General features: G+C 36.2%; 22 protein-coding genes and 1 tRNA gene. 7 read left to right on the forward strand and 16 right to left on the reverse strand.

The features are described from left to right. Nucleotides 1–169: 169 nt before the first annotated feature. Complete coding sequence (locus tag CG11_RS12615) at nt 170–1,501, forward strand: dicarboxylate/amino acid:cation symporter (RefSeq protein ID WP_052596702.1); 1,332 nt, start codon at nt 170–172, stop codon at nt 1,499–1,501. A gap of 155 nt (nt 1,502–1,656) precedes the next feature. On the opposite strand, the gene CG11_RS12620 is transcribed toward CG11_RS12615, so the two are convergent. The 6 genes from CG11_RS12620 to murA all read right to left on the reverse strand — a co-directional run bounded on the left by CG11_RS12620 (nt 1,657) and on the right by murA (nt 11,652). Further along, nucleotides 1,657–1,836, reverse strand: coding sequence for a hypothetical protein (locus tag CG11_RS12620; RefSeq protein WP_052596704.1), 180 nt, complete (start codon nt 1,834–1,836; stop codon nt 1,657–1,659). A 125-nt stretch (nt 1,837–1,961) separates the two neighbouring features. After that, nucleotides 1,962–2,867, reverse strand: a complete 906-nt coding sequence (locus CG11_RS12625; protein WP_052596706.1) for a TerB family tellurite resistance protein — start codon at nt 2,865–2,867, stop codon at nt 1,962–1,964. Nucleotides 2,868–3,020: 153 nt separating this feature from the next. Continuing rightward, nucleotides 3,021–4,529, reverse strand: a complete 1,509-nt coding sequence (locus CG11_RS12630) for a hypothetical protein (protein ID WP_156039757.1) — start codon at nt 4,527–4,529, stop codon at nt 3,021–3,023. Nucleotides 4,530–4,532: 3 nt separating this feature from the next. Continuing rightward, a complete protein-coding gene (locus CG11_RS12635; RefSeq protein WP_052596708.1) occupies nt 4,533–5,999 on the reverse strand; it encodes an outer membrane beta-barrel protein in 1,467 nt (488 codons plus the stop codon). 457 nt (nt 6,000–6,456) lie between these two features. After that, complete coding sequence (locus CG11_RS12640; protein WP_052596711.1) at nt 6,457–9,861, reverse strand: hypothetical protein; 3,405 nt, start codon at nt 9,859–9,861, stop codon at nt 6,457–6,459. A 468-nt stretch (nt 9,862–10,329) separates the two neighbouring features. Continuing rightward, on the reverse strand, nt 10,330–11,652 hold the full coding sequence (murA, locus tag CG11_RS12645; protein WP_052596713.1) for a UDP-N-acetylglucosamine 1-carboxyvinyltransferase: 1,323 nt from the start codon (nt 11,650–11,652) through the stop codon (nt 10,330–10,332). A gap of 694 nt (nt 11,653–12,346) precedes the next feature. On the opposite strand from murA, the gene CG11_RS12650 reads away from it, so the two are divergent. Then, complete coding sequence (locus CG11_RS12650; protein ID WP_052596715.1) at nt 12,347–13,306, forward strand: alpha/beta hydrolase; 960 nt, start codon at nt 12,347–12,349, stop codon at nt 13,304–13,306. Nucleotides 13,307–13,454: 148 nt separating this feature from the next. Here CG11_RS12650 and CG11_RS12655 read toward each other — a convergent pair whose 3' ends face one another. The 8 genes from CG11_RS12655 to CG11_RS12690 all read right to left on the reverse strand — a co-directional run bounded on the left by CG11_RS12655 (nt 13,455) and on the right by CG11_RS12690 (nt 19,590). Next, on the reverse strand, nt 13,455–14,273 hold the full coding sequence (locus CG11_RS12655) for a toxin-antitoxin system YwqK family antitoxin (RefSeq protein WP_052596717.1): 819 nt from the start codon (nt 14,271–14,273) through the stop codon (nt 13,455–13,457). A 459-nt stretch (nt 14,274–14,732) separates the two neighbouring features. Then, the gene (locus CG11_RS12660; RefSeq protein WP_052596719.1) at nt 14,733–15,206 is read right to left on the reverse strand and encodes a biopolymer transporter ExbD; all 474 of its coding nucleotides are present in this window, start codon (nt 15,204–15,206) and stop codon (nt 14,733–14,735) included. A gap of 48 nt (nt 15,207–15,254) precedes the next feature. Further along, nucleotides 15,255–15,782 carry a biopolymer transporter ExbD gene (locus tag CG11_RS12665; RefSeq protein ID WP_052596721.1) on the reverse strand — a complete coding sequence of 176 codons (528 nt, stop codon included), beginning with the start codon at nt 15,780–15,782 and terminating at the stop codon, nt 15,255–15,257. A 133-nt stretch (nt 15,783–15,915) separates the two neighbouring features. After that, nucleotides 15,916–16,458 (reverse strand): biopolymer transporter ExbD, encoded by a 543-nt coding sequence (locus CG11_RS12670; protein WP_052596726.1) that lies wholly within the window; start codon nt 16,456–16,458, stop codon nt 15,916–15,918. Nucleotides 16,459–16,461: 3 nt separating this feature from the next. Continuing rightward, nucleotides 16,462–17,010, reverse strand: coding sequence for a hypothetical protein (locus tag CG11_RS12675; RefSeq protein ID WP_052596728.1), 549 nt, complete (start codon nt 17,008–17,010; stop codon nt 16,462–16,464). 35 nt (nt 17,011–17,045) lie between these two features. Further along, nucleotides 17,046–17,888, reverse strand: a complete 843-nt coding sequence (locus CG11_RS12680) for a MotA/TolQ/ExbB proton channel family protein (RefSeq protein WP_052596730.1) — start codon at nt 17,886–17,888, stop codon at nt 17,046–17,048. A gap of 169 nt (nt 17,889–18,057) precedes the next feature. After that, a tRNA-Ser gene (locus CG11_RS12685) sits at nt 18,058–18,147 on the reverse strand. A gap of 621 nt (nt 18,148–18,768) precedes the next feature. Next, nucleotides 18,769–19,590 carry an NAD(P)-dependent oxidoreductase gene (locus CG11_RS12690; RefSeq protein WP_052596733.1) on the reverse strand — a complete coding sequence of 274 codons (822 nt, stop codon included), beginning with the start codon at nt 19,588–19,590 and terminating at the stop codon, nt 18,769–18,771. Nucleotides 19,591–20,101: 511 nt separating this feature from the next. Here CG11_RS12690 and CG11_RS12695 point away from each other — a divergent pair. The 3 genes from CG11_RS12695 to rpmH all read left to right on the forward strand — a co-directional run bounded on the left by CG11_RS12695 (nt 20,102) and on the right by rpmH (nt 21,650). After that, the gene (locus tag CG11_RS12695) at nt 20,102–20,782 is read left to right on the forward strand and encodes a DUF4230 domain-containing protein (protein ID WP_052596735.1); all 681 of its coding nucleotides are present in this window, start codon (nt 20,102–20,104) and stop codon (nt 20,780–20,782) included. A gap of 199 nt (nt 20,783–20,981) precedes the next feature. Beyond that, nucleotides 20,982–21,407 carry a phosphoheptose isomerase gene (locus tag CG11_RS12700; protein ID WP_052596737.1) on the forward strand — a complete coding sequence of 142 codons (426 nt, stop codon included), beginning with the start codon at nt 20,982–20,984 and terminating at the stop codon, nt 21,405–21,407. An 84-nt stretch (nt 21,408–21,491) separates the two neighbouring features. Beyond that, on the forward strand, nt 21,492–21,650 hold the full coding sequence (gene rpmH, locus CG11_RS12705) for a 50S ribosomal protein L34 (RefSeq protein ID WP_052596739.1): 159 nt from the start codon (nt 21,492–21,494) through the stop codon (nt 21,648–21,650). Nucleotides 21,651–21,807: 157 nt separating this feature from the next. Here rpmH and CG11_RS12710 read toward each other — a convergent pair whose 3' ends face one another. Continuing rightward, nucleotides 21,808–22,242: a DUF4878 domain-containing protein gene (locus tag CG11_RS12710; protein ID WP_052596743.1), complete on the reverse strand. Its 435-nt coding sequence runs from the start codon at nt 22,240–22,242 to the stop codon at nt 21,808–21,810. 113 nt (nt 22,243–22,355) lie between these two features. Continuing rightward, a complete protein-coding gene (locus CG11_RS12715; RefSeq protein ID WP_052596746.1) occupies nt 22,356–22,964 on the reverse strand; it encodes a C40 family peptidase in 609 nt (202 codons plus the stop codon). 526 nt (nt 22,965–23,490) lie between these two features. Here CG11_RS12715 and CG11_RS12720 point away from each other — a divergent pair. Continuing rightward, nucleotides 23,491–24,363 carry a YicC/YloC family endoribonuclease gene (locus tag CG11_RS12720; protein WP_231512791.1) on the forward strand — a complete coding sequence of 291 codons (873 nt, stop codon included), beginning with the start codon at nt 23,491–23,493 and terminating at the stop codon, nt 24,361–24,363. Between the two features lie 112 nt (nt 24,364–24,475). After that, a complete protein-coding gene (locus CG11_RS12725) occupies nt 24,476–25,306 on the forward strand; it encodes an ion transporter (protein ID WP_156039758.1) in 831 nt (276 codons plus the stop codon). Nucleotides 25,307–25,521: the final 215 nt, after the last annotated feature.

Below are 25,521 nucleotides of genomic sequence, written 5' to 3' on the forward strand. Positions count from 1 at the left end.
CTTTTTTTGACTATATTTGGTTTCAACATACTAAAATGACAAAGAACTTTTTCTTCTCTACTGGTATAACTCCTATTTGTAGAAAGGATACAGTTTTTTCATTTTTTTTTGAAAAAAAACAATAAATACGCAAGAAGTAAGTTGAATACTTCTTTAAATCGCTAAATAGATGTCGGAAAATAAAAAAGGGTTGGCCTTACATTGGCAAATTTTAATCGGGATGGCAGCTGGTATTGCTATTGGTTTTGCCTTAAAAAATGTTGATGGAAGTGAAAAATTTGTCCTCAACTGGGTATATCCAATTGGTAAAATATTTGTCAATCTACTCAAATTGATTGCTGTCCCATTAATTATTGCCTCCTTAACCAAAGGAATTGCTGACCTGCAAGACATATCCAAACTTTCCAAAATTGGAGGTAGAACAATTGGCACCTATTTAGTAACAACCGTAATCGCCGTAACCTTAGGTCTAGTCGTTGTCAATACATTACAACCTGGAGTGGGTTTATCTCAAAGTACCATTGATGCAATTAGTGCTAGTAATATGGACAAAAGTGCTGGCAAAGTAGCAGCAGGAGCAGCACAGTCACAAGTAGGACCTTTACAATTTGTGATTGACATGGTGCCTGATAATATTTTTGCGGCGGCAAGCAGCAATGGAAACATGCTTCAAGTTATTGTATTTGTTCTATTTTTTGGCATCTGCTTACTTTTAATACCCAAAGAAAAAGCAAAGCCAATGCACGATTTTTTTGATAGTCTCAACGAGGTCATTCTAAAAATGGTTGATGTCATCATGCTCATTTCGCCCTATGCTGTGTTTGCTTTGTTGTGCAACTTAACTGTAAGTACCGATCCTGAAATTTTTGGAGTATTGTTCAAATATGCCCTCTGTGTTGTTTTGGGGCTTGTGTTAATGGTTGGCATTTATATGGCAGCTATCAAGCTATTTACAGGACGTTCTCCGCTTGGTTTTCTCAAAGCTATCAGCCCAGCTCAACTATTGGCCTTTTCTACAAGTTCGAGTGCCGCTACCTTGCCAGTAACTATGGAACGAGTAGAAGAACATGTAGGGGTCGAAAAAGAGGTCACTAGCTTTGTGTGCCCAATTGGTGCAACAATTAATATGGACGGTACTAGTTTATATCAAGCAGTAGCTGCTGTCTTTATTTGTCAAGTAATTGGCTTTGATTTAAGCCTAGGAGATCAATTAACCATTGTCATAACCGCCACGATGGCATCCATTGGGTCTGCTGCTGTACCAGGAGCAGGAATGGTAATGCTTGTTATTGTTTTGGATACGTTGGGAATCCCCTCCGACAAACTAGCATTCGGAATTGCCCTTATCTTTGCTGTGGATCGACCATTAGATATGTGTCGAACGGTCATCAATGTCACAGGAGATGCTACTGTCGCTACTTTGGTTGGCAAATCTGTTGGAAAATTGAAAGATCCTCAAGTAAAAAATTGGGATGACCACTATAAAAAAGAAACCATCTAAGGTTATGATTGTTCATTTTCTATGATAAAATAAGAATGAGACGATTTGACTGATCAAATCGTCTCATTTTATTATGAGTGGTATGCTATATTTTTATTAGCCTCAAAGTTTTCGCACCAAAAAACTATTTTTATGATACGGTTTCTTTTCACCACTTACTTAAGATCTAAATCCTCTCGATCTTTTAATTTTTTATCTTCTACATTCTCGTTCAAAAAACCATTTAATTTATCTACTGAATAAGAAGAAATAATTTCTCCAAACTCATTGATTTTAATATCAAAACCTTTTAGATCATCATGCGTCTTTGGATTTTTTTGGTTCTTGTCAGACATTGTTTTACGATTTTTATAATGAATAATATGAGTAAGTAGTTTTTTGTACCACTTACTTATAACTACCTAACGTCTTCTAGGAGTTCCCCAAGTCCTGTTAAATTTATTTAACAACTCAGGTTTTCTTAATTCAATCGTTTTTCAAGACGAATTTGAGTGCGTTCAGCCTCTCCTCTTTCCATTCCTATCTTATCCGCAAAGGCATAGATTTCATCTCTTGACATTTGACCATTGGCTCGAATATATGCCTCAATAGTATAATCTTGTGCATAGCGCAATAGTTCTTCATGTTTTTTCTCCGAAAACTCAAACATTTGCGAATATTCGTCCAATTTTAATTGTTCTTCATCCGCAAACTCATTATCTGTCAACGCTACTGCTGCTACAATCATAAATACATTTTCCCTAGCCTCTTCGCTAACCTCTTCACATTCTACCATAGAAATCGAAGGAGCACGCATCAATTCGCCTAATGTACCTGTTTCTTTGTTCAAAAAGTCATCAAAAAATGCTTTTTCTTCTGCTTCTATCGTACCATCTGCACGAGCCATTTCCACTAACATACGGGCTAAGATTTTCTTGTCATAAGCTTTGGTTAATGGATTTCTTTTGATCAATTTTTCAAATTCAGAAAATTCTGTTGCCAAGCGCCATTTTCCTCTTTCAAGCGTCAATTCTACCATAATTTTTTCAAATGCTCTCACGACAGCCCCTTCTTTATCTTTCTTAGAAACTTTCAGACCATCTGTTCCTTGACGCAACATCTCATTTCCTGCCATAGAAACAGCAGTTCCTGCAAACCCTCCTCCAACAGCTTTACGCAAGACACGCAAAACAGAAGAACGCAATCGTCCTAAAGCCGTGTTGGTAACCATTTTTTTTACACGTGCCGTACCATCTGCTGTACTAGTTTTGATATGAGCAACAGAGTCAAAGACTTGGTTCTCTACTTGAAACTTGCAAAGCACCTTACTTCCATCCACTTTTTCTTCCAGAATATACGGTTTTATTGATTCGTATGTAATTTCCATTGTTTAGTTCTTATTTTGATAATTCTAAATTGGTTCTTTTCTATTAAATTTATATACCCGAGGTAGCACTAAAGCTAGTTATTGTAAGCTAAATTAAGAGCAAGATTTAACGCCTAATCTATTTTACAACCTTCTTAATCACCTAACAACTTACTAAGGGGAAAGCGTTCCATTTAAGTTCAGTTTTACTAATCCCATCATATTGTTAGTTCCTAACCCAAACTTGCCTGTAAACACATAACCTGTTAGAGAACTTTGAGCTGTTGAACCAGACATAATTGGCAGAATTGTACCTGCTTGATCACTCGTCAGAACAAGGCTATTCCCATCAGCATAACCAAAAAAGTAGGGCCAACCTGTTCCAGTATCTATATCCAAATTGGTATCAAATTTAGTAATACAAATATCACTTTCAAACAAAGTAGCCTCGTGTGTAGACGACATGATGAAGCCATTATTACCTGGTAATAATGCAATTGAAGCAACAGAATGTACTCCTCCATTGCCATTTCTATCTTTCAAATCATAATACCTCAAAAAAGGACTCACAGTAGCTCCGGCAGTTACTTCTGTTATTTGCAAGCCCAGTATTTGTAATTGCAATAAAACAGCTTGCCCATCATTTCCATTGGTACTTGCTTCATTTTTAGTTACATGAGCTGCAATCGTTACAACATTATTGTCTGCATCATACACAGAATATGCTCCCGAAAAATAATCTCCATCTACCGAAATTGTCTTTCTACTCAAAGGTGTTCCCCCTGATTTATCCACCAATACAACATGGATTTCAGGTAGAAAGTTACCTGTTTGTGTAGACGGAGCAGTAGCTCCATCATGAGAGATACCACAAATCAGATACCCTTGAGGCAAAATTTGGATAGATGTCCCATAATCATCCCAAGGAAACCCATAAAACCAGTTACTAGACCTCCATCCAGACGGAATGATAAAATCGCTATTTAATAAAACCGTAAAAACATCGGTATTATCGTATGCTCCTCCTGTCTGATCGTTGTTATAAGGTTTGCTTCTTTTAACGTTGGTTGAATACCCTGTAATAATATAACTATATCCACCTGCTGTATCCAATTTCATATCCGAAACCTTCTCTGTAAACTGTGTATTGGTATTGCTTTGTAGTTCAACACCATCTGTTGTCGTTGGAGCTCCAGTAGCATGATCCAATTGATAAAGAACAATTTTAGTTTGACCTTCTACCCCTGTTCCTTGACTAGTCGAAGATGGGTAATTGTAATATGTTCTGTTAGCAGCAACGATATAAGCAGATTGATCGGGCAACTCAATAATTCGAATGCCCTCCTCATCAAATCGCAAATAGTCAAAATTGGCATCCACATTTCCTTCTTGGCGACCAAAAGCAGAACTCCACAACTCGTTCCCTAAAGAATCTGTTTTAACAACAAAGATATCTCTTTTGTCAGTAGAACTATATGAATTGGTAGACCCCAACAGAATGTATCCACCATCTGCTGTTTGAACAACATCTGTAGCTGTTTGAGCTCCAACGTGTCCATAATATTTTACAAAGGCAACTTCTTGGTTACTAGGAGCAATTTGCTCTTTTTCACAACTAGAACTTAAATATGCTGTCAAAACCAACAACATAAGAAGTACATTTTTTCTTGATATATGCAGCATAATTTATTCGTATTTTACTTCAACTTTGACTCGCTTATTTTTAATATCTTCGATTTGTTTCTTCTTATCATCTAACATTTTAGAGCCTTTTGTTTTACCTTTTTGAATGTCCTCTATAAGACTTGGTTTTTCTCGCTCCATCTCCTTAAGAGTACTGTTCAGCTCTCTTTTGATGTCCTCGTCTGTTTCTCTCTTTACATAGTTGCGTTCTTTCTCCAACCATTTATTATACTTATTATTGATAATAATTGGATTGTATTGATGCTTTTTGCGAGGCACATAAAATGCCTTTACAAAACCAACCGTCAACGCAAAATTATCTGTTCTAAAATCATTATCCACATGACCATGATAATACACCAACTCTAAATTAGAATAACGATTGTTAATATCTACGTTATTTAAGAACATTCGTGTATATCTGAAATCAGCATATAGAAAATTGCGTCCCAATCGAAACTTGATTCCTGCGCCAGCAACAAAAGAAACATTTACATTGGTACGAAGAGACGGTCTATCGTTCAATTTTGTTATAACCACACTATTAGCAATCGTAGATTGACCTCCTAACTCAGCTCTAATTGTTTCTGGTTCTGTTCTTCGACTAACATCTGTCATATCCGCATACAACAAGAAATTAGCAGCAACACCAGCATAAACATAAGGTAATACACCTTTAAATTTAGTAACATTGTACCGCAACATCAATGGAACATCTATCCAGAATTGATTCTCTTTAAATTTCAACGTAGAATACAACAATGGTCCTTGTCCTTTGGTGGCATTTAAATCATTGGTGTTTAACCCTGTAGGATTAGCCGTTGTAGCAGAGATATACATCGAATCACCAAATGCATATGTGCGATAAGCAAAAGTAGCATCCAATGTCAAATCAAAATTATACAACAAAGGCAATTCAAAACCAACAGTAGCATTGGCTCCAAAAACAACTTCTCGCAAGTACCCCTCATGATCTGCCGTACCAGAAGTATTGTCCACCCCATAATTCTGCAATTGTTCTATCAATGAAAAATTAAGTCCACCACCAAAGTACATAGAAAAAATAGGTCTCCTAGTGAATGTTCTTGAAAGGTAAATTAAATCGTACGACTGATAAGAGTCTCCCATCGTATCTGGTTCATAGAGCGGATTGATTCGGAGTATTTCCCTAAAAGAATTGTCTGCCGCACCAATTTTGTCCCTATACAAATAACTTTCTGTTATCAATTGGAATGCTTCTAAACGCTTTTCCGTTGACATTGACTTGGGATCTTTCGCACAAGCTTCGATAGACTCGATTTTTTCAAGTTCTCCTTCTTCATACCATTTTTTAGCTTCATCCAATTGGCAATTGTCTGAGGATGTCCCTCGTTTTCCCTTTTGCCCCTGTGCAGTGCTAATGCTGAGTAGACTAAATGCGCAGCATAGTAGAGCAAACGAAATGACAGGACAGTACAATCTCACCTTCATTATTTCGGTATTTTATAGTTAAATAGTTTTGGTTCTAAATATCATGCAATTTATTACAATAGCCACTTCTAGAAGTCTTAGGCTAAGTGATGATTGAGCTTTGATGAGCTTTTATCATCTAATATATGCAACTAATATAATTAATTGTGCCAGTAATTTGATAATTTTTTGAGGGAATTAAGTAGATGCCCTATTTATAGTTCATTCCATTTGCACTTCTACCTAACAATAACTAGATGATTACAATGCCATTGTGTTTTAAAGGCTTTAATAGGTTCGAATGCTAAAAGGTTTCTGCACTCACTTAATGCTATTATTATGAGAAGTATAGTACCTAAACTTAGAGATCGCTAGTTCGGCATTTGGGTTTCTTTTATCGTTGTCCTCTCCCCTCTCATTAGTTATCCCATAAAAAAACAGAGTCAAAGATTTATGAACCTCTGACTCCGCTCTTCTTCTATTGGTTATCTGCTTCTTCTAACTTTCGAGCCTCTCTCATTTGGGGAACCATTTCTCCACAAGTAGAGAATGGAATTCGACGTCCGCCATTTGGAGTTTCAATATAAAGTGTTCTTCCAGTAGGGTCATCTGTTCCGATGTATCTTCTCCAACTTTTATCACTTAAATTCTGGCGAACAATATCACAAATTTGATCAGCATATAGGGTCATATCAACCTCCCATAATTTTAAATGACCATTGGCGGTTCCTGTAATAACTTTTGTTCCATCATTGCTAAATGCTACTGAAGTAACCCAATCCGTATGATCTGTCAATTTAATAGGGTTGTACTGTGCTCCTAAATAAGGAAACTCTTTTGAGTCGCCATAACCACGATATTTTTCATCACGGATAGTCCAAAGTGTTGCAGACTTATCCAAGCTACCTACAATCAATAGAGTACCATCTTTACTAAACTCAACATCAGAGATAGAAGAACCGTGTTGCAAGAATTTTTCAGGCAAATAAGTCGGGTCCTCATTCACTTTGTTCATATCCCAAATCATCAACGTTCCATCTTGGTATCCAATCGCAACAAAACGACCGATAGGATTGAATGCAACAGCCGTAGCATGTTTTTCGCTTCTAGGATCATTCAACAAAAATTCACGACGTTGATTTTTTAAATTCCAAATCCATACTTCAGATGATTTTCCAACACCTGCCAAGTACTCTCCATTACTAGAAACATCCAAAGATGTTAATCGATAAGGCGTTTTTCCAATAATAGGTGAAGTTGCACCATCCATATTGGTATAATTTACAGCTGTTCCGCCAGATCCATCATCGCCTGCCGTAATAATAGCTTTGCCATTAGGCGTATATTTTAACGCCCAGATACGGCGTCCTTTGTGCGCATCTAACTCATTTACAATTTGTCCAGACTTCGCATCTGTAATAAGTACTTTATCTCCATCACCAGCTCTAGCTAGTTGTTTGCCATCAGGACTAATATCTAATGTTCTCGCCACTGCTGTATTACTAGAAAGTATTTCTGGTTTGTTTGATTTATCTTTGCGAGCAGCTTTGCTACCATAAATATCAAATTTCCATTTTAACAACAATCCATCAGAACCAACCGTGTAGATATGCCCATCGTTTCCTGCAACTTTGATGTTACGAATACGACCAACTCTGCTTCTACCGTCTGGTGCTTGATCCAATCCATTAAAATTAGGGTTATTTTTGTTGACTTCTTCCAAGCGGTTCAATGCCTTATAAATAGCATCGTACACAAAAGCATCTTTATCTTCTCCACCACTTGCAGAATTTAAGTCATATGCCTCTTTAGCCAAAAGCCCTTGGATATCTTCATTTTCTTCTTTTGTCGATTTAACCGCAATACTTTGTGCCATAGAAAGACCTTTGATTCCCAATGCAATTTCTTTTTGGCGAATAGCATTTGCTTTCTCCTTGTTGGCTACTTCTGTTTGTGCTATTGCAATATCTTTGCTACGCAATGCATCTTCTTTAGCCAAACGAGCCTCTTCCGCTTTTCGCTTAGCATCTCTTTCAGCATCCTTTGCTTGTCTGGCTCTAGCTTCTGCAATACGAGCTGCCTCCATTGCTGTTAAGTTAGCAGCCTCTGCTCTAGATTTTTCTTGCAGTGCTTTTTTAGCACTCAAATCAGCATAAAACTCTTGGCGACTTGCTTCCTCCTTACTTAATTCGGCCAAATAAGTTTGACGTAAAGATTCTCTTTCATTGGCATTAGCTACTCGTTGGCTTCGATGCGCCAACGCAGCAGAATAAAGTGCCCACAACATCATTCCAATACAAAACAAGACAACCCCTACCCCAATGGCACTCCATCGTTTTCGTTTAGTATCTTTGCGCTCTTCAACTTCACGATCTCTATTGGTAGCAGCGACATCATCTTCATGACTAAGTGTCAAAAATTCAATTGCTCGATCATAATCAATTTCAGGATTTTCATATCGTTTTGACCAACCTTTGTTGGGGGGCAGTCTCCAAGAATAATCTTCATCATATTCTTCTGGATTGAACCACTTCAACCCCATAATTAATTCTGGGTTCGTCCACAAACTCCCTTTCCCATCGTGGTACAAAGCAGCCGCAGAACACAAGCGACCATACATTTCTGCTGCTTCAGCTTCTTCATTTGCCCACCCTTTTAGACGAGTCCAACGTTTAATTAAACTATCATGCGCAATGCTAATAACACTATCCTCATCTATTTCTGCAACAGGTGGTGCATTTAGAAAACGTCGTCCAGACTGGCTAAAGGTATAAATCACCAAGCGTACCTCACGCATAGAACGTTCGGTTATTTCCATCATTTCCCGAACAGTCACCGCACGGCTAGAAGCACTTCCATCAGGAGCTTTTTCTACCATTGCTCTAAAAATACGTTCACAAATGATGCGTTTTTCTTCTGTATCCAAGTCAGAATATGCTTCTTCAGCATGTCTCGCCATTGCCCCTTTGATGGTTCCCACACCTTTGTAGTGCGACATAGCAATAGCGACTTCTGTATTTTGTTCTTTATCTAACCAGTAATTCCACATACGCAACATCGTATGTTGCAACGTGGCTAACTCGTCTGTATTTTTACCTAAATCGTTGATAATTGCCTTGACAACAGCATCATCTATTTCTGCTCGTACTCCTGTGATTTTAACCGCACGATCGTGTTGAATAGGATTAACAATAATACGTTTAAGATCTTCTGGTTTTACCCTTGGAATCAAAAACTGACCATCGTTAATTGCCTCTGCCAAGCCTCTAAATTCGGCACAATCACCAATATGATTGGAGCGCATTGTCAAAACGATATAAATAGGAGCCTCTTTTTGTCTACTTGCATTCAGTAACAAATTGACAAAAGTAGCTGCATCCTCTTCGTTTCTCTTATTTTTTTTACTAAAGTTGAATATTTCCTCAAATTGATCGACAACTATCATTAAGTTTTCTCCTCGGCTGATCGTAGATTTTTTGAAAGCCTCAACGATTCCCAAACTGCCATTTCGGAGCATTCCCTCAATTTTTGCAGGATAACTAGGGTCCATCATTTCGTCTCCATGCAACACATTTCGCTGTGCCAGCTGGCGACTAAGGTTTTCCAATGGATTGTTGCCAGGAGTACACGTAGCAATGCGCCAAGCAGCTCCTGCTTGCCCATTAAATCCCTCCTTCAAGCGAGGAATCAACATTGCCTTAATAAATGAAGATTTTCCATTCCCATTGCTACCTACTACTGCCAAAAAACGATTAGAGCGAAGTTTGCGTAACAATTCATCTAGTTGACGTTCTCTACCAAAAAAGAATGAACGGTCGGATGGCTCAAACGAGCGAAGCCCAGTATAAGGGGCTTGTATATTGAGGGTTTCTACTCCTTGCATAGCTGTCTTAAATTAACTGAATGTCTCGGGGTTATGAAAATACATCTATTAAAAGATAACATTGTAAGATAAAGAATTATTTAATAATAAAGAACTCCTTTTCCTTAATCCTTTAAGGTTTGTCGTTTTTTTTTGATAAAATCCCTAAAAAATTGAAAAAATTCGAAACAATATAGAATCTATTTTGTTAGAGTTAGGTTATTATAATACTTCTTCTTTCTCGATAGGTAGCCTATTATTCCTTTCTTTTAAAGCTTTTTCTATCAAAAGAAAAAAAGCTTTATCCTTTTGAAAAGGCAACTAATTTAATAAAAAAAATGAACTTCTAAAATGATCTATAGGAATTAATAAACAATAAACATGTATTTATTTTAAAAATGTATTAATTTCTAGAAAACAATGCTTATTGAACTTTACAAAAGTATAAAATACTCCTCTACTTTTTGTCCTTTTCATATTAAGTTTGAGTTAAAGGTCTACTCGCTTAATCTTAGCACCCAATGCATTTAAGCGCTCATCAATACGCTCGTATCCTCTATCAATTTGATTGATTTGCAATATTTTACTAGTTCCCTTCGCCGACATGGCAGCAATCAATAAAGACACCCCTGCACGAATATCGGGTGAGGTCATTGTTATTCCTCTCAAAGGATATTGCCTACCCAATCCAATAATATTAGCTCGATGTGGATCACACAAAATAACCTGTGCTCCCATATCTATCAGCTTGTCAACAAAAAACAATCGGCTTTCAAACATTTTCTGATGGATCAGAACACTTCCTCTTGCTTGTGTGGCAACAACCAGTAAAATACTCATTAAGTCAGGCGGGAAACCAGGCCATGGCGCATCATACACTGTCATAATAGAGCCATCTATAAAGGTTTGAATTTCGTATAATTCTTGCGCTGGCACATAAATATCATCGCCAATAATTTCAAATTGTATTCCCATACGACGATAAACAGGCAAAATATTTCCTAAAGCATCGGCTCGGACATTTTTAATGGTCAATTCAGATTGAGTCATGGCAGCCATTCCCAAAAAACTACCAATTTCAATCATATCAGGCAACAAGCGATGCCCTGTTCCAAACATTTGACCAACACCTTCTATGGTTAATTTATTAGAGCCAACACCTGTTATTCTTGCGCCCATTCCATTTAACATTTTGCACAACTGTTGTAGGTAAGGCTCGCAAGCAGCATTATAAATAGTCGTCATCCCTTTTGCCATTACAGCAGCCATCAAGGTATTGGCAGTACCAGTTACAGAAATTTCATCCATCAAGATATAGCTTCCTTTGAGTTCGGTCGCTTTGATGGAGTACATGTTTTTATCAATATTATAATTAAACGCTGCTCCTAGTTTTTGTAATCCCAACAAGTGCGTATCCAATCGACGGCGACCAATTTTATCTCCACCTGGTTGCGGTAAAACAGCCTCTCCATAGCGAGCCAACAAAGGTCCTAAAAGCATCACAGAACCTCTTATTTTGCTTGCTTTTTGTACATATTCTACACTCTTCAAATAGTCTAAATCAATTTCTTTTGCCTCAAAGGTGTAACTATTGTTATCAACCTTATTAACGACAACACCTAAGCCTTTTAATAAATCAATTAACATCACCACATCTTTTATATTCGGCAAGTTGGTTAATGTTACTTTCTCTCGTGTTAATAACGTAGCACAAATCACCTGTAAGGCTTCATTTTTAGCACCTTGAGGTGTTATTTCACCACTTAACTTGTGTCCTCCCTCTACTATAAAAGCTTGATTTTTATTTGACATAATAATTTAAAATTTCGTTTTATTGTTCATTTCGGATATTTAAGTAATCGTTTGCTGAAAACACTTACTTTTTTAGAGTGATCATTTATTATAAACTATATTATTAATAATCAACTCGATATAACTCAACTGTTGCTCCCCACTTTTAGGGATACTTATGGCTAAGTCATTCAACCTTAAAAATACTAATTATAATGTGAGTTATTCATAGAAAATCGCTTCAAAGTGATAATTATTTGTCAGAGATTCCACAAATTTTAAAATCTCCCAATATTTGAATCTCTTTTTCTTACTTTATAATTCCATCACAAAATCATATCAGCTTAATTATCCGTAAAATGCACTCTTACTTATTTTAAACCTAAAAAACTGATAATCACCAGCCCCCCCCTCACAAAGTACTACGTAGTAGCACTAATACAAGATGCTTATTTATGTTTTTCTATAAAAAGCTAAAAAATCAACAGAGTATTATTACTTTGTATTTCTTTATAAGTAAGTGGTCAGAAAAAATAAGAACAAAAAATGGGATTATTTTTTGCGAATCAAAGAAGAAAAAGGAAGGCTTAGCGAGCTAAGACAAGTTTTTCTGATGAAGAGTAGCGCAAAAAGAAGGCTGTTTTAGCTACGCTGCTACTGCGTGGTACTTGTTATTTTTTTTGAACGATTACTTAATCACAAGACTCAATGATTTATGAAATTCAGTTTTAGCAAATGGCTCAAACGCCTAGTGTATTTGTCTATATTTGTTTTCATCAGTTCTAACTTTGTATTGTACAATCATGCTTATTATTTTACACATTTTGTAGACAAAGATTTACCCAAAGTTACGACCGCCACCCTAGATAATAAATCTCTAATGGATAAAATAAAATTAGGCATTTATGGGGTAGAAATTCCTAAACCCCGTAACAAAACACTTCCCGATAGCACTTATCAAGCCGTTACTTTGGGCAGTCAACCTCAACTTCATGCTTGGATGCTTTTAACCACACAAACTCCCAAAGGAGTCATGATTCTTTTTCATGGATACAGTGTCTCTAAATCTTCTCTATTGGAACGTGCCAAGGTACTTCGAAAACTAGGTTACCATACTTTTTTGGTAGATGCTAGAGGACATGGCGACTCTGAAGGATTTCAGACATCAATTGGCTATCATGAAGCTCAAGATGTGTATACTGCTTATCAATACATTAGACGATATTACGAAGATTTGCCAATTAGTTTCTTGGGCGTATCGATGGGAGCAGTAAGCATTCTAAAAGCGGTACATGACTATCAATTAAATGCCGAAGCATTGATTTTAGAATGTCCTTTTCGTTCGCTTTCTGATGCAGTATACAATCGATTTGAAAATATGAAAATTCCTACTTTCATTCTACCTGAGTTGCTTCTTTTTTGGGGAGGTATTCAAAATAACATGGACTTTAAAGCACACAATAGTTTGACCTATGCCCAGAAAGTGACAATACCAACATTGATTATTTATGGGAAAAAGGACCCTAAAGTGAAACAACAAGAAGTAGATGATATATTTAATGCCTTAGTTAGTGAAGAGAAAAAGTTAACTATTTTAGAAAAATCAGGGCATGATAATATTATGCAAGATGACGTTGCAGGGTGGACCAAAGCCGTCTGGAGTTTTTTAGATTAGACGCTTCAAGTCGTCATTTATTAAAACAATGGTCTAGGAGCAATGCTAGCAACTACGCGTCACATCTTCCTAAAAAATCATTAGTCGCAAGTTATACTTGCGACTAACAACAACTTTCTAAACATTTAGTTAAATAAAGGATTCTCTTTTAGCGATTGTTATATTTCAACATAAAAACAGGATCAATTTTCATAATATCCCAATCATCAGGTTCGCCGACATCGTACAAGGCATCTTTTTCCGATCCGATATAATAAACAGGAATCTCTGTATCCCCTATCCCCGCTTCTGCTAACAGAGCCTCTGCTAAACGCGCTGAGTCCTGTCTATACTCTGCAAGTAGGTACTCTTTCCTGCGATCAAGTTCTTCGTATGCTTTGTTGTAAATTTGAATACCAATCAATTCATTATCTCTATAATAATACGTTTCGGTACGTTCATTTTTTTCGGTATCGTCATAATAGTTGACAGCTCCTGTCAACACACCATCTTCATAAACAACAACATCTGTTTTGCGTTGTCCATTTTCGTGATACTGGATTTCAAAATTAATGTTTCCATCTTTGGCAGCAGAATAAAAGAATTTGTGTTTCGGATTGCCATTCCCCCAATAATAAACAGTAGAATCAATACGAATACCATTTTCAAAATGAGCGATCAACAAGGTATCACCTTCTTCATCATACTTGTATTGAGTACCATGCATACGGCTTCTTCGATAAGGGGCATCTTCCATCTTGTAGATAATTCTTCCCGTTAGTTTATCGGTCCAATAAGACGTAACAATGTATGTACTATCGGTATCTTCTACTTTAACTTCACAAATCTGGGGTGCCAAAGAATTGATTGTAACCGTTGTATCTGGATAAACAAGGTCTTCTGTGTCGTCAAATGGGTTTAAAGCTTTTGGAATTTCGCAAGAGCTTAATAAGCCTAATAGGATAAGAAAACAAATAAAAACTTTCATATTACTTAGGTTGAAACAACGCTATCCTATCTAAATAAAATTAGGGAGTCAAGTATGAAATCATACTTATAAGCGCATAATCATTAACAGGTGTTATGGTACTAAAATAATCATCTATTGAGCACATTCAAAAAACTGCTCAACTTAGTAGTTTGTTGACCAGTTTATGAGATCGCTTAGTTACTTGCTACATTGCGTACGCTCGCTATGCTCGTAAGTTTAGTTAACAAAAAGATAAAAAATACATTCCTGTTAGTTTATCAACGACCACGAAGTAGTAGCGCAGCTAACTATTTAATATAAATATAAAGCTTTATCTTGGTTTTATAAGAATCTACCAAAGAAGTTTTTTGTCTTTTAGCATAGGGATAACAACTTCCTAATACCAAAAGGAAAAGCCATTTTCTTTTGAAAGAAAATGGCTTAGTAGATTAGAGTGCCCATTACTGGGATATATTTTTATTGATCGCCCAAATCGGTTGCTAAATAGCTCACTTTACGGAAATCAATTTTACGCAATTCTGTTTTTACATCGGTAACAATACCCATTTTAACGCCTTTGTCGACACGCATAGCGCAAGTCATTTTATCACGTAATTTAGCAGGTGTTACCTTTTGTTTTTCATTGGCAATAAACAATGGAATTTGCGAAGCATCGGCAAATTGATCGTTCAATTGGATACGAGGTGCTGTTCCCATCTGAGAAATATATTTCTCTACTGGCGAACCGATATAAATATGCGTAACCAAAGATTTTTTTTCTAATTTTTGTAGTTCAGAAGCATTCGGTACCTGAATTTTTACCATTACTTCACTATCTCTCATTTTTGTTACTACCATAAAGAAGAACAATAGCATGAAAACGATATCTGGCAAAGAGGCAGTTGTGATACCTGGTGCGTCTTTTTTACCTTTTTTCTTAAACTTAGACATAACTTAATATTATAATCAATAAGGTTAACTTTCTAATTAAATTCTACACTATTGGTTGATAGCAATAGTTGAAGATTCTACTTCTGAAATCACCAAAGGGTAATTTTTGCGAACAGCAGCCTGCGATTTTTTATCCAAATCATCATAATGTTGTCCAAATCTTCGAAGCGATTCATTATCCCAAATATGATTGTATCCAGCTTTAATTTCGTTGTAAACCGCCACATAAGTTTCGTAAGAGGTACCATGATCATTTTGTAATGACACGATAGCTTTTTTAGGCGATTCGGCTTCTTTCAAAATTAACTGTTCTGTTCTAGATTGCAAATCGCTCAATTGAGCTCTTTCACCTTCTATCATCAATTCATTTTTGAAATTTATATGTACAGACAATACATTTCTATTTTCATAATTCTGTTTAACAATGTCTTCTGTCCAAGCTGGCAACAAGACATTTAGCCCTGTATCGGTTTGGATAGTAGTTGTTACCAAGAAAAAAATCAACAATAAAAAAGCAACGTCTGCCAAAGATCCTGCACTAACAACAGGCACCATTTTTTTCTTCGTTTTTTTCATAAGAACTTCTTTTTAATGGTCATACTATTCCAAAAGATTGCTAGATAGAAGTTCTAAAAACAAGCATCAATCCTAAATGGTCTTGATGCTTGTTTGATATGATGTACAAACGAATCTATAATTTCATACGCAACTAAGTCGATATACTTGTTGGTTCTGCTTCTGAAATTACCAACGGAATTTCGTCTCGTATAGATTTGCGTTCCTTACGGTCTAAATCTTCGTAACTACGTCCATATTTGCGTTGAGCAGATTCTTCCCATAGCTCATTATAAGCTGCTTTTAGTTGATCATAAACACCTACATAAGCTTCATAAGAAGTTCCATTATCATTCAACAAACTTACCACCGCTAATTTAGGCGAATCGGAAGCATTGGGGTCTTTACCATTATTCATGATAAATTCCTTTAGACGAACTTTAATTTCTTTGATATCAGATAAAGGAAGTGGGCGACCACGTACCAACAATTGATTGTTAGCATTGATTTGAACAGCAAATACATTTCGCTTGTTCTTTTTTTCTGGTGGCGGCGGCTCCTCTACATAAGGCGGCAACAAGACACTAAGTCCCGAATCCGTCTGTATAGTTGTTGTTACCAAAAAGAAGATCAATAACAAGAAGGCAATATCTGCCATCGACCCTGCATTGATTTCTGGAATATCTCTTTTAGCCATAGCTTAAGATTGTTTTACTAAATCACGAAGTGCCGCAAAAATCATAGCAACAATTGCTAGCAACATCATAACATAGCTAAATTTAATTAATCCATCTGCTGTTTTTAGTTCAGGAGAAGTTGTTACTCCCTCTTGAAGTGCCACAGGCATTTTTACCATTGTGTTTCCAACTTGCTTTGTTTCCATAGGTATTAACATAGGATCACTTTTAGCCAATTGCTCTGTCAACAAGCCATCTCCCATAGAGTAAGTGATAAAGAAAATAACTACCAAAACAGCAAATCCAGCTACCCCTTTGATAGAACCTTTGGGATTTTTTGCCACGTTGATAATTGAAAACAACACTACCAAGGCACAAGCAACTATAATCAAGGCATAAGTAGTATACAAACCAAAGTTGAAGATACCTAAGTTATACAACTCCTTTTTGCTAGGTGTAAACTCTGGAAACCCTCCTAATATAATAGCATACGTTAGAACAGCCAATATAGTACCGGTTCCAAATCCGATGGCTACTCCATATTTTTTGAGAAACTGATATGCTCCAGTCATAATAATTCTAGATTTTATTAGTTAATCAAAAACAATTATTCTCCTACTTTTGAAGTAGATATATTTCCTTTGTCAATCAAAATGTCGATTAAGCTGATAGTAGCATCTTCCATTGAGTTAACCAAACTATCTACTTTTGCAGTAATATAGTTGTAGAAAATTTGTAGAATAATCGCTGTGATCAAACCAAATACTGTTGTCAAAAGTGCTACCTTAATACCACCCGCAACCATAGAAGGTTGAATATCACCTGCTTTCTCGATAGAATCAAAGGCATCAATCATACCAAGTACTGTACCCATAAATCCTAACATCGGTGCCAATGCGATAAACAAAGCCAACCAAACTAGTCCTTTTTCCAAAAGTCCCATTTGAACACTACCATTAGAAATAATTGCTTTTTCTACAGCATCAATGCCATCATCAACACGCTTCAAACCTTGTCCCAATACTTCAGCAGTTGGACCAGGAGTAGCTTTACAGATGTCTTGAGCATCTTTAATGTTTCCATTAGAAATAGCATTGTCTAGTTCTGCGATCAATTTTTTCGTATTTACAGTTGCCAAACTTAGTGTAATGATACGCTCAATAGCAATAGCAAGACCTAAAATTAGACAAATCAATACGATTGCCATGAATTCCCAACCACCATCAATAAAGTTCTTTTTAACAACTTGGTGTAAAGACATTTCCACTTCTGGTTCTGCCATTGTTTTTGGCTCTTCAGCTGGCTCCTCTTGAATCAGATCTGGCTCATTAGCCATAGTGTCCTCTACCATAGTAGTAGTGTCGCCTGGCTCATCTTGAGCTAAAAGAGTATTATTGTACGTGCCTACACTTAAGATAAGTGCAAAAAATAAAACGAAAACCTTTTTCATAACGTAACGATGGTTTGCGAAAGTTTTTAACAAAAATTAGATTAGTTTGTACTCTTATCACATTTCATAGTTGTAATGAAATATGACGGTAAATTTATAAAGGTAATATGGAACCAATGTATGCTCAAGAACGTTTTCTTTTACATATAAGTTGGTTTTTCTTTTTCTATGGCGGAGAGAGCGGGATTCGAACCCGCGGTACCCGCAAAGGCACACACGCTTTCCAGGCGTGCCCGATCAACCACTCTGGCACCTCTCCCTGAATATTTATCTGTGTCAAAATAGTTGGTCTATTATTGACACGATGCACAAAAATTGTAAATAAATAGGACAATACAAAATTTTCTTACGCTAATATCCTATTATTTTCAAAGTTATTCCTGTTTTCTATTTCTAGTCTATACGAATTAAGCTCTATAGAAATTCTTCTTCTTTTTTGGGTATAAAAATACAGACGTTGGCAATACAGTGTATGAATGCAGAATAGAATGATGTGTGTATGTCATACACTTCTCTCTACTTCAGATGATTTGCCTTTGTTGGTTGGTTATAATAATCACAGACTACTGCGTGGTTGTGGGTTCTTGTCTTGCGGTTGCAAAAGCAACAGAACTACTATTTATTACTTTGTTGGGAGAAGCAATAATACCGTAACCATAAGTAGGTTTTAGGCCACACTATTTATTGGAGCATTTCTTTTCCAACAAATAGTGTATTGCCAAGATTTAGTTTTCATTGTTCATAGGTGGGTATAAAGGTAGATGCTGCTTTATTTTATTTTGGTGTGCCTGTTAGAAAAAAAATATTAAAAACAAGACAACCAATCCCTAAAAATCAACTTAAATACCTCATCACAAACACCTTAACTTTTTTTTTTATTTTAAATAAAAAAATCAGGCATTAAGTCTTTTTCCAGATTTACTGCATACTCATCAAGATTCACAATACCTTCTTCTGCCAGTACTTCGTCGTCTATAAAAAAGTTTCCAGTACAAGTTTTGGAATTACGACTTAAGATAAATCCAGCAGCATCTGCTATAATAGAAGGTTTTCTAGATTGCTCCGCCATTTCTGCTCCACCCAATAAATTTCGAACAGCAGCTGTATCAATAGTCGTTCTGGGCCACAACGCATTTACACCGATGCCATAGTCCTTGAATTCTTCTGCGTGTCCTAACACACACATACTCATTCCGTATTTTGCCATCGTATAAGCGACGTGATTGCCAAACCATTTGGGGTCCATATTTAAAGGTGGCGATAAATTTAAAACGTGTGGATTATTTCCTTTCTTTAAGTGTGGTAAGCACAATTTGGTCGCCAAAAAAGTACCTCTAGCGTTGACCGAGTGCATCAAATCATAACGTTTCATGCTAACATGCTCTGTTGGAGATAAATTAATAGCACTTGCATTGTTGATTAAGATATCAATTCCTCCAAACGTTTCTACAGCCTTATCCACAGCTTTCTGTACAATTTCTTCGCTTCGTATATCCACAACAATAGGCAGTGCTTTGCCCCCTGCTGCCTCCATTTCTTCAGCAGCCGTATAGATAGTTCCTGGCAATTTAGGGTGCGGTTCAGCTGTTTTTGCTGCAATAACAATATTAGCTCCTTCAGCAGCCAATTTTAGCCCAATAGCTTTACCTATGCCGCGACTAGCTCCAGTAATAAAAACTGTTTTTCCTGTAAATCGATTCATTTTATTTGATTGATGTGGTGAGAAAATAAGCTTCGCATTAATGTAAAAATAAATTTACAAGAAGTGAATAATATTCGAAAAAAACAATGCCTAGTTTACCACCAACCTTCCACCTTTTCTTATGCAAATATTTTTTAGTTAGTACTTAGATTTTAGCTACATTCCTGCTACGTGGTTGGTATAACTTTTTCTGAACGACTGCTTACAAATCGAAAAGCAAAAGAAATGCAACTTGTCCATTCTTTTTTTCATAGAACATCTTACCGTTCTTGATTGAGTTTTTTATAAAAAAGATAATTTTATGTCCTGATTTTGTCCAATCAACGAAAGAAAAGTTATATTATGAGATAAAATTCATGGAACCTTTCGCTCAAAAATAATGGTTATTGGATTAATCAAAACACGAGTGATTTGGTTGGCATAAACAATCGAATAAACTATTTAAAGAGAATATTTTTAGAATACGTTAATACCTCTTTATAATCTGCCGTAAACAAAACAATCATCTTACATGAAATTAATCGATTCTTTTGGCTTTTTCCTATTTGGGGCTCTTGTTGGTGCATTTTTATATGCCAATTATTTTGGCGCCCCAAAAAAGGTTAAGGATCCAATGCCTGATATCAACCAACATATTTTGTTAGAGCGTGTCAAAAAAGTAGCTAAATTAATTACAGTTGAAGGTGAATTCTCCAATATTCATCAGTACAACGATTCTTATTGGTCGGATATTTCTATTCTCAGAAAGAAAGCTATTATCAAAGTAAACGCACGTGTCTCGGTAGGTTATGACTTAAAAAAGGCTCAATTTGAAGTGGACGCAGAAAATAAAGTCTTGCGTGTCAAAAACCTCCCTGCTCCTGAAATTTTATCGATTGATCACGACCTTAAGTATTATGATATTCAAGAAGGGATGTTTAACTCATTTACAGAGGAAGAGTTAACAAGTATTGGGGCGGTCGCCAAACGAAAATTACAAAAAGAAGCGGCACAAGGACCATTAATGGATCAAGCAAGAGCCGAGGGAATCGAAAGCTTGGAAATTATCAAGCTCTTGGTAGAACAAGCTGGATGGAGATTTGAAGTCCAAAATGATGTCGTTGCTCCTTCCCCCAGAGAAGAAAAGAAACTTCCCGACTCTATTCACATTGCATTACCTATCCAAAATGGAACAGATAGCATAAAAAATTAACCTAAAATCTTGCTTTTTTCGGTACTCAAAAGCGATCAACTGTTCGTTCTAAGATTTCAATTTTTATTGAAAACAAGCTGCTTTTTGATTTTATAACCGTATTTTTACACCTTCATCAGTTAAATCAAGCACAAAAAAGGGATGGAATTAATTCTATTGCTTTCGATTTTCAAATAATTAAAAATCAAAAAAATCAATCATGGACGACAAGCAACTCAAAAAGTTGGTAGATGAAGAAGGGAACTTAATTAGTCCTACTTTGCCCGAAGACGTAAAAAATTACCTTATTGACATCGACGGAACCATTACAGAGGATGTGCCTAATGAAGAACCTGAACGAATGGCTACCTGTAAACCATTCCCTGATGCATTAGAAACCCTTAATAAGTGGTATGATGAAGGACATCGCATTTGTTTTTTTACGTCTAGAACAGAAGCACATCGAGAAGTAACTGAAAAATGGCTTGAAAAAGAAGGATTTAAATACCATAGTTTGTTAATGGGCAAGCCTCGCGGAGGGAACTATCATTGGATTGATAACCATATGGTAAAGGCAACTCGCTTTAAAGGAAAATTTACCGATCTTATTCTAAAAGAAAAAACGATTGAAGTTTTTAAAGATTAGTAGCAAAATTTGCAGAATAAATTTTTATTTCTATCTTTGTACCCGCTTTTGAAATAAGACAATAATCTAAAATACAATAGAATAATGAAACGTACATTTCAACCTTCGAATCGCAAACGTAAAAACAAACACGGCTTTCGTGAACGTATGAGTACAAAAAATGGTCGTAAGACTTTGGCTAACCGTCGTAAAAAAGGACGTAAGCAATTGACTGTTTCTGACGAAAAACGTGGTCTAAAATAATTCTCTACCTTTTAAAAGAATTAGAGATTAAGATAAAGCTTCGTCTAACTTATTTTGAGTTAGACGAATTTTTTAGTTTGTAGTCAATTCATTTACTTGCTTTGATAGGCAAGCACTTCTACCCATTAAGAAGCAGTTTTGCGATTGAGCATCAACGCTACTCTAACGTTTCTTTTGTTATGTGTATTAGCCACCGACGATTTTCTTTCCTTAAAGTCAAGGGCGCTGTACTGGAAACACCATTCTCATCACAACAAACTTGACAAGTTGCTGTTTCTTCACTCCCCTTCTCTCCAAGCAAGCAGGTTGCTTTTTTAAGATATTTCAATTGCAATGCTCCTTCTTCCTTTGCTGCTCGTTGTTCTTCTTCTGGCAATAAATCATGGAGATTTTGAAGCATACTAAGTACTTTGATGGTTTCAGATGTTCCCAACTGTTTGGCACGTTCGTAGTCATTATTTGCCAATGCTTTGTAAAAAGCAAGGGTAACACTTTTAGGGTTTTTATAATTTACCTTTTTCGAACCAGCACAAGCGCCAAACAATAGAAGAAACAATAGATAAACTTTTCCTTTATTCAAAAATTGATTCACAGTTATTTTTTTAATCCTTCCTTGCAGTACTATCTTATTTCGTTTTATTATTAGCAATATCTATATTATTTCACAAAGTTTTCTAATCTCAAGACGTACCCTGTAAGCTGCCTCTAAACAACTCGTCTAGCTTTTATGTAAGCACGAACCCAATAGTTAATCCCCATAGATGTCTCCATAATCCCCCTACTACTAGAAGCATGTATAAATCGAATGGCATCAGGATTGCTAGCATCCGTTACAATTCCGACATGATTGATTCGTCCTGGAGTACCCGTTGCAAAAAAGACCAAATCCCCAGGCTGCAATTGTGATTTAGCAACCGACTGTCCAATCAATGCTTGATCTCTAGATACTCGTGGCAAGTTTAGCCCTATCGCTTTGAAACTAGTCTGTGTAAACCCAGAACAATCCATTCCACTACGAGAAATGCCTCCTGTTCGATAAGGTACACCATAATAAGATCGAGCTGTTTTTAACAATGCATCAATTTTAAGCTTTCTTGCATTCACGGTACTACCCGAATTATTGCCTCCCGACCCAACAACATCTGTCGTGTCTCCAATTACAGGATTCGTGTTGGTAGTTGTACCTCCAGATCGCTTTTTTGATAACTCTTGCAAGAAAACTGCAAACTCTTTCTCATAACGGCGAAGATCCACTACTGCACTAATTTTTCTACCTTGATTGTCATAAATAAATTGTATGCCTCTTAATCGCATGTTTTCTTAATTTTGTGAAGTAATAATAAAATAGTTCTCTAACAATTTTTTGATTCTATAATCAACGTAATAATCAATACACAGGCACAATCATTTGTCTCGTATATCAACCTCTAACACTTTTCTAGACTCTTAACCTACAAAAGATAGATTTGCCAAAGAACAATTGGAGTTTATTTGATCATAAACCTCTTTAATCGTTTTTAAATGTAATGGCTTTTTGATGAAAAAAAAAATATTTTTATTCGTTGTTCGTCTAGTACTCCATTATTTTTTCTATTTTCCATTCTAATTGCCTTTTACCAAACGTTGGTTTGTATGAAGATGACAAAAAATAATTGCCTTCATCAAGATTTTGGACATGAGTTTTATAATATTTTATGTTATACCAATGGTTGGTAGTTTGCTAATGACCATTTTGCTTTTAGCAAATCATTGATTTTATCCATTTCATCCGAGAATTCACTTTGAGGTTATCTATATAGATTGCTATTATTAAGGGTAACTTCAGTATAAGCAATAGACTATGTTATACTCCATGACGGGTTTTGGCCGTGCAGAAAAAACAACCCCCTCTCAGCGTATTGTTGTAGAAATCAAGAGCATCAACAGCAAGAGTTTTGATTTACGTACTAGGATATCTACGCAATATCAAAGTAAAGAGATCGAATTGCGTAAGCTAATTAATAACAACCTAATACGTGGCAAAGTTGACTTAACTTTGACAGTTGAAAACACACTGGAAAATGACCATGCTATTAATAAACAGGCTTTTAATAATTATTACACCGACTTGATGGAGTTGGCTGACGTGCATAATATTAGTAATGGTGATTTGTTATACACGATTACTCGCTTACCTGGTGTTATTGTTCAAAATAATGACGAAATAGATGAGAATGCATGGGAACTTATTTTAGAAGTAGTAGAGGAAGCCTTGACTGCATTAAATGATTTTAGAGCAGAAGAAGGTAATGCGACCTTAGAAGATATTCAATCTCACATTGATAATATTGCTCAATTGCTAGAAGAAGTTGATCCTGCCGAAGAGGAAAGAATTGAAAAAATTAGAACTCGGTTGCTATCTAGTTTAGAGCAATTACAGGTCAAAGGTAAGGTAGACGAGAATCGGTTGGAACAAGAGATGATTTATTATTTAGATAAATTTGATCTCAACGAAGAAAAGGTTCGGCTGCAACAACATTGTGCTTATTTTGTAGAAGAACTAGAAAAGGAGGTAAAAGCCAAAGGGAAAAAGTTAAATTTTATTTTGCAAGAAATTGGCAGAGAAATCAATACCCTTGGCTCCAAAGCTAATTCTGCCACCATTCAACGTTTGGTCATTCAGATGAAAAATCAAGCAGATAAAATTAAAGAGCAATTGGCTAATATTTTATAAGGACTACTGGTACACCATTGGTTACTACAGATGTTTACAATACACGCAATGAACTATTGTTGCCAGTGAACCGTGCTAAAAACTTCCTACTTATAAGTTGAAAAAAGTAAGCATGAAAGAGAACTTTGCACCTTGGCGTAATCGACTGCACGAAATTATATTTGAGGCAGATACTAAGTTAGGAAAACTATTCGATGTGACATTACTGATTTTGATTATCATCAGTATTATATTAGTAATGTTAGAAAGTATTGCCTCCTTAAATGATATCTATGGAACTTGGTTCAACATGGCAGAGTGGGTGATTACCATCTACTTTACTATAGAATATATCTTGCGCTTGATCTGCGTGTACAAACCCAGTAAATATGTCTTTAGTTTTTTTGGTATCATTGATTTATTGTCAATTCTCCCTAGTTATTTGGAAATTATTTTTGGGTTGGCTGGGTCTCAATATTTTGCCTCTGTTCGAGCCATGCGCTTGATTCGTGTTTTTAGAATCTTTAAACTGGCAAAATTTTTAGATGAGAGCAAAAGTTTGGTCGCAGCATTAAAGGCTAGCCAAGCGAAAATTACGGTTTTTCTTACCTTTATTTTGATGATGGCTATTGTCATAGGCTCTATTATGTATTTTGTAGAAGGGGGACAAGGATCTGCCTTTACAAGTATTCCTCGTAGTATTTACTGGGCAATTGTTACCTTAACAACCGTTGGCTATGGAGATATTGCACCAACGACAGCCATTGGTCAATTTTTGGCAGCGGTGGTCATGGTAATGGGCTATGGTGTTTTAGCCGTTCCAACGGGCATTGTCTCCGCAGAATTGGTTGCTTCTGATTCTAATAATGCCCACAACCAATCGACACAAGCCTGCAAGTCCTGCCTTAGCGAAGGACATGATGCGGATGCCCAATTTTGCAAATATTGTGGAGAAGAACTATAACTTCCGTCCCTTCAGCAACGTTAATACTCCAATCAATACCACCCAATACTACAAAAATTTGTTGTTTTTCCTACAACAGTTTATCAAGCACCGTAGGGCTGAACCAGTCACCTATAAGCACAAAATTGATGTTTTTTTAAAGTAGCATTGTAGAAAGATCTCGTTATTATTTAGCAACTTGCGCTTCACAATACATAGAACACGGTGTTCTAACA

The sequence above is a fragment of the Aureispira sp. CCB-QB1 genome, from assembly GCF_000724545.1.
In the GTDB taxonomy this organism is placed as follows: Bacteria; Bacteroidota; Bacteroidia; order Chitinophagales; family Saprospiraceae; genus Aureispira.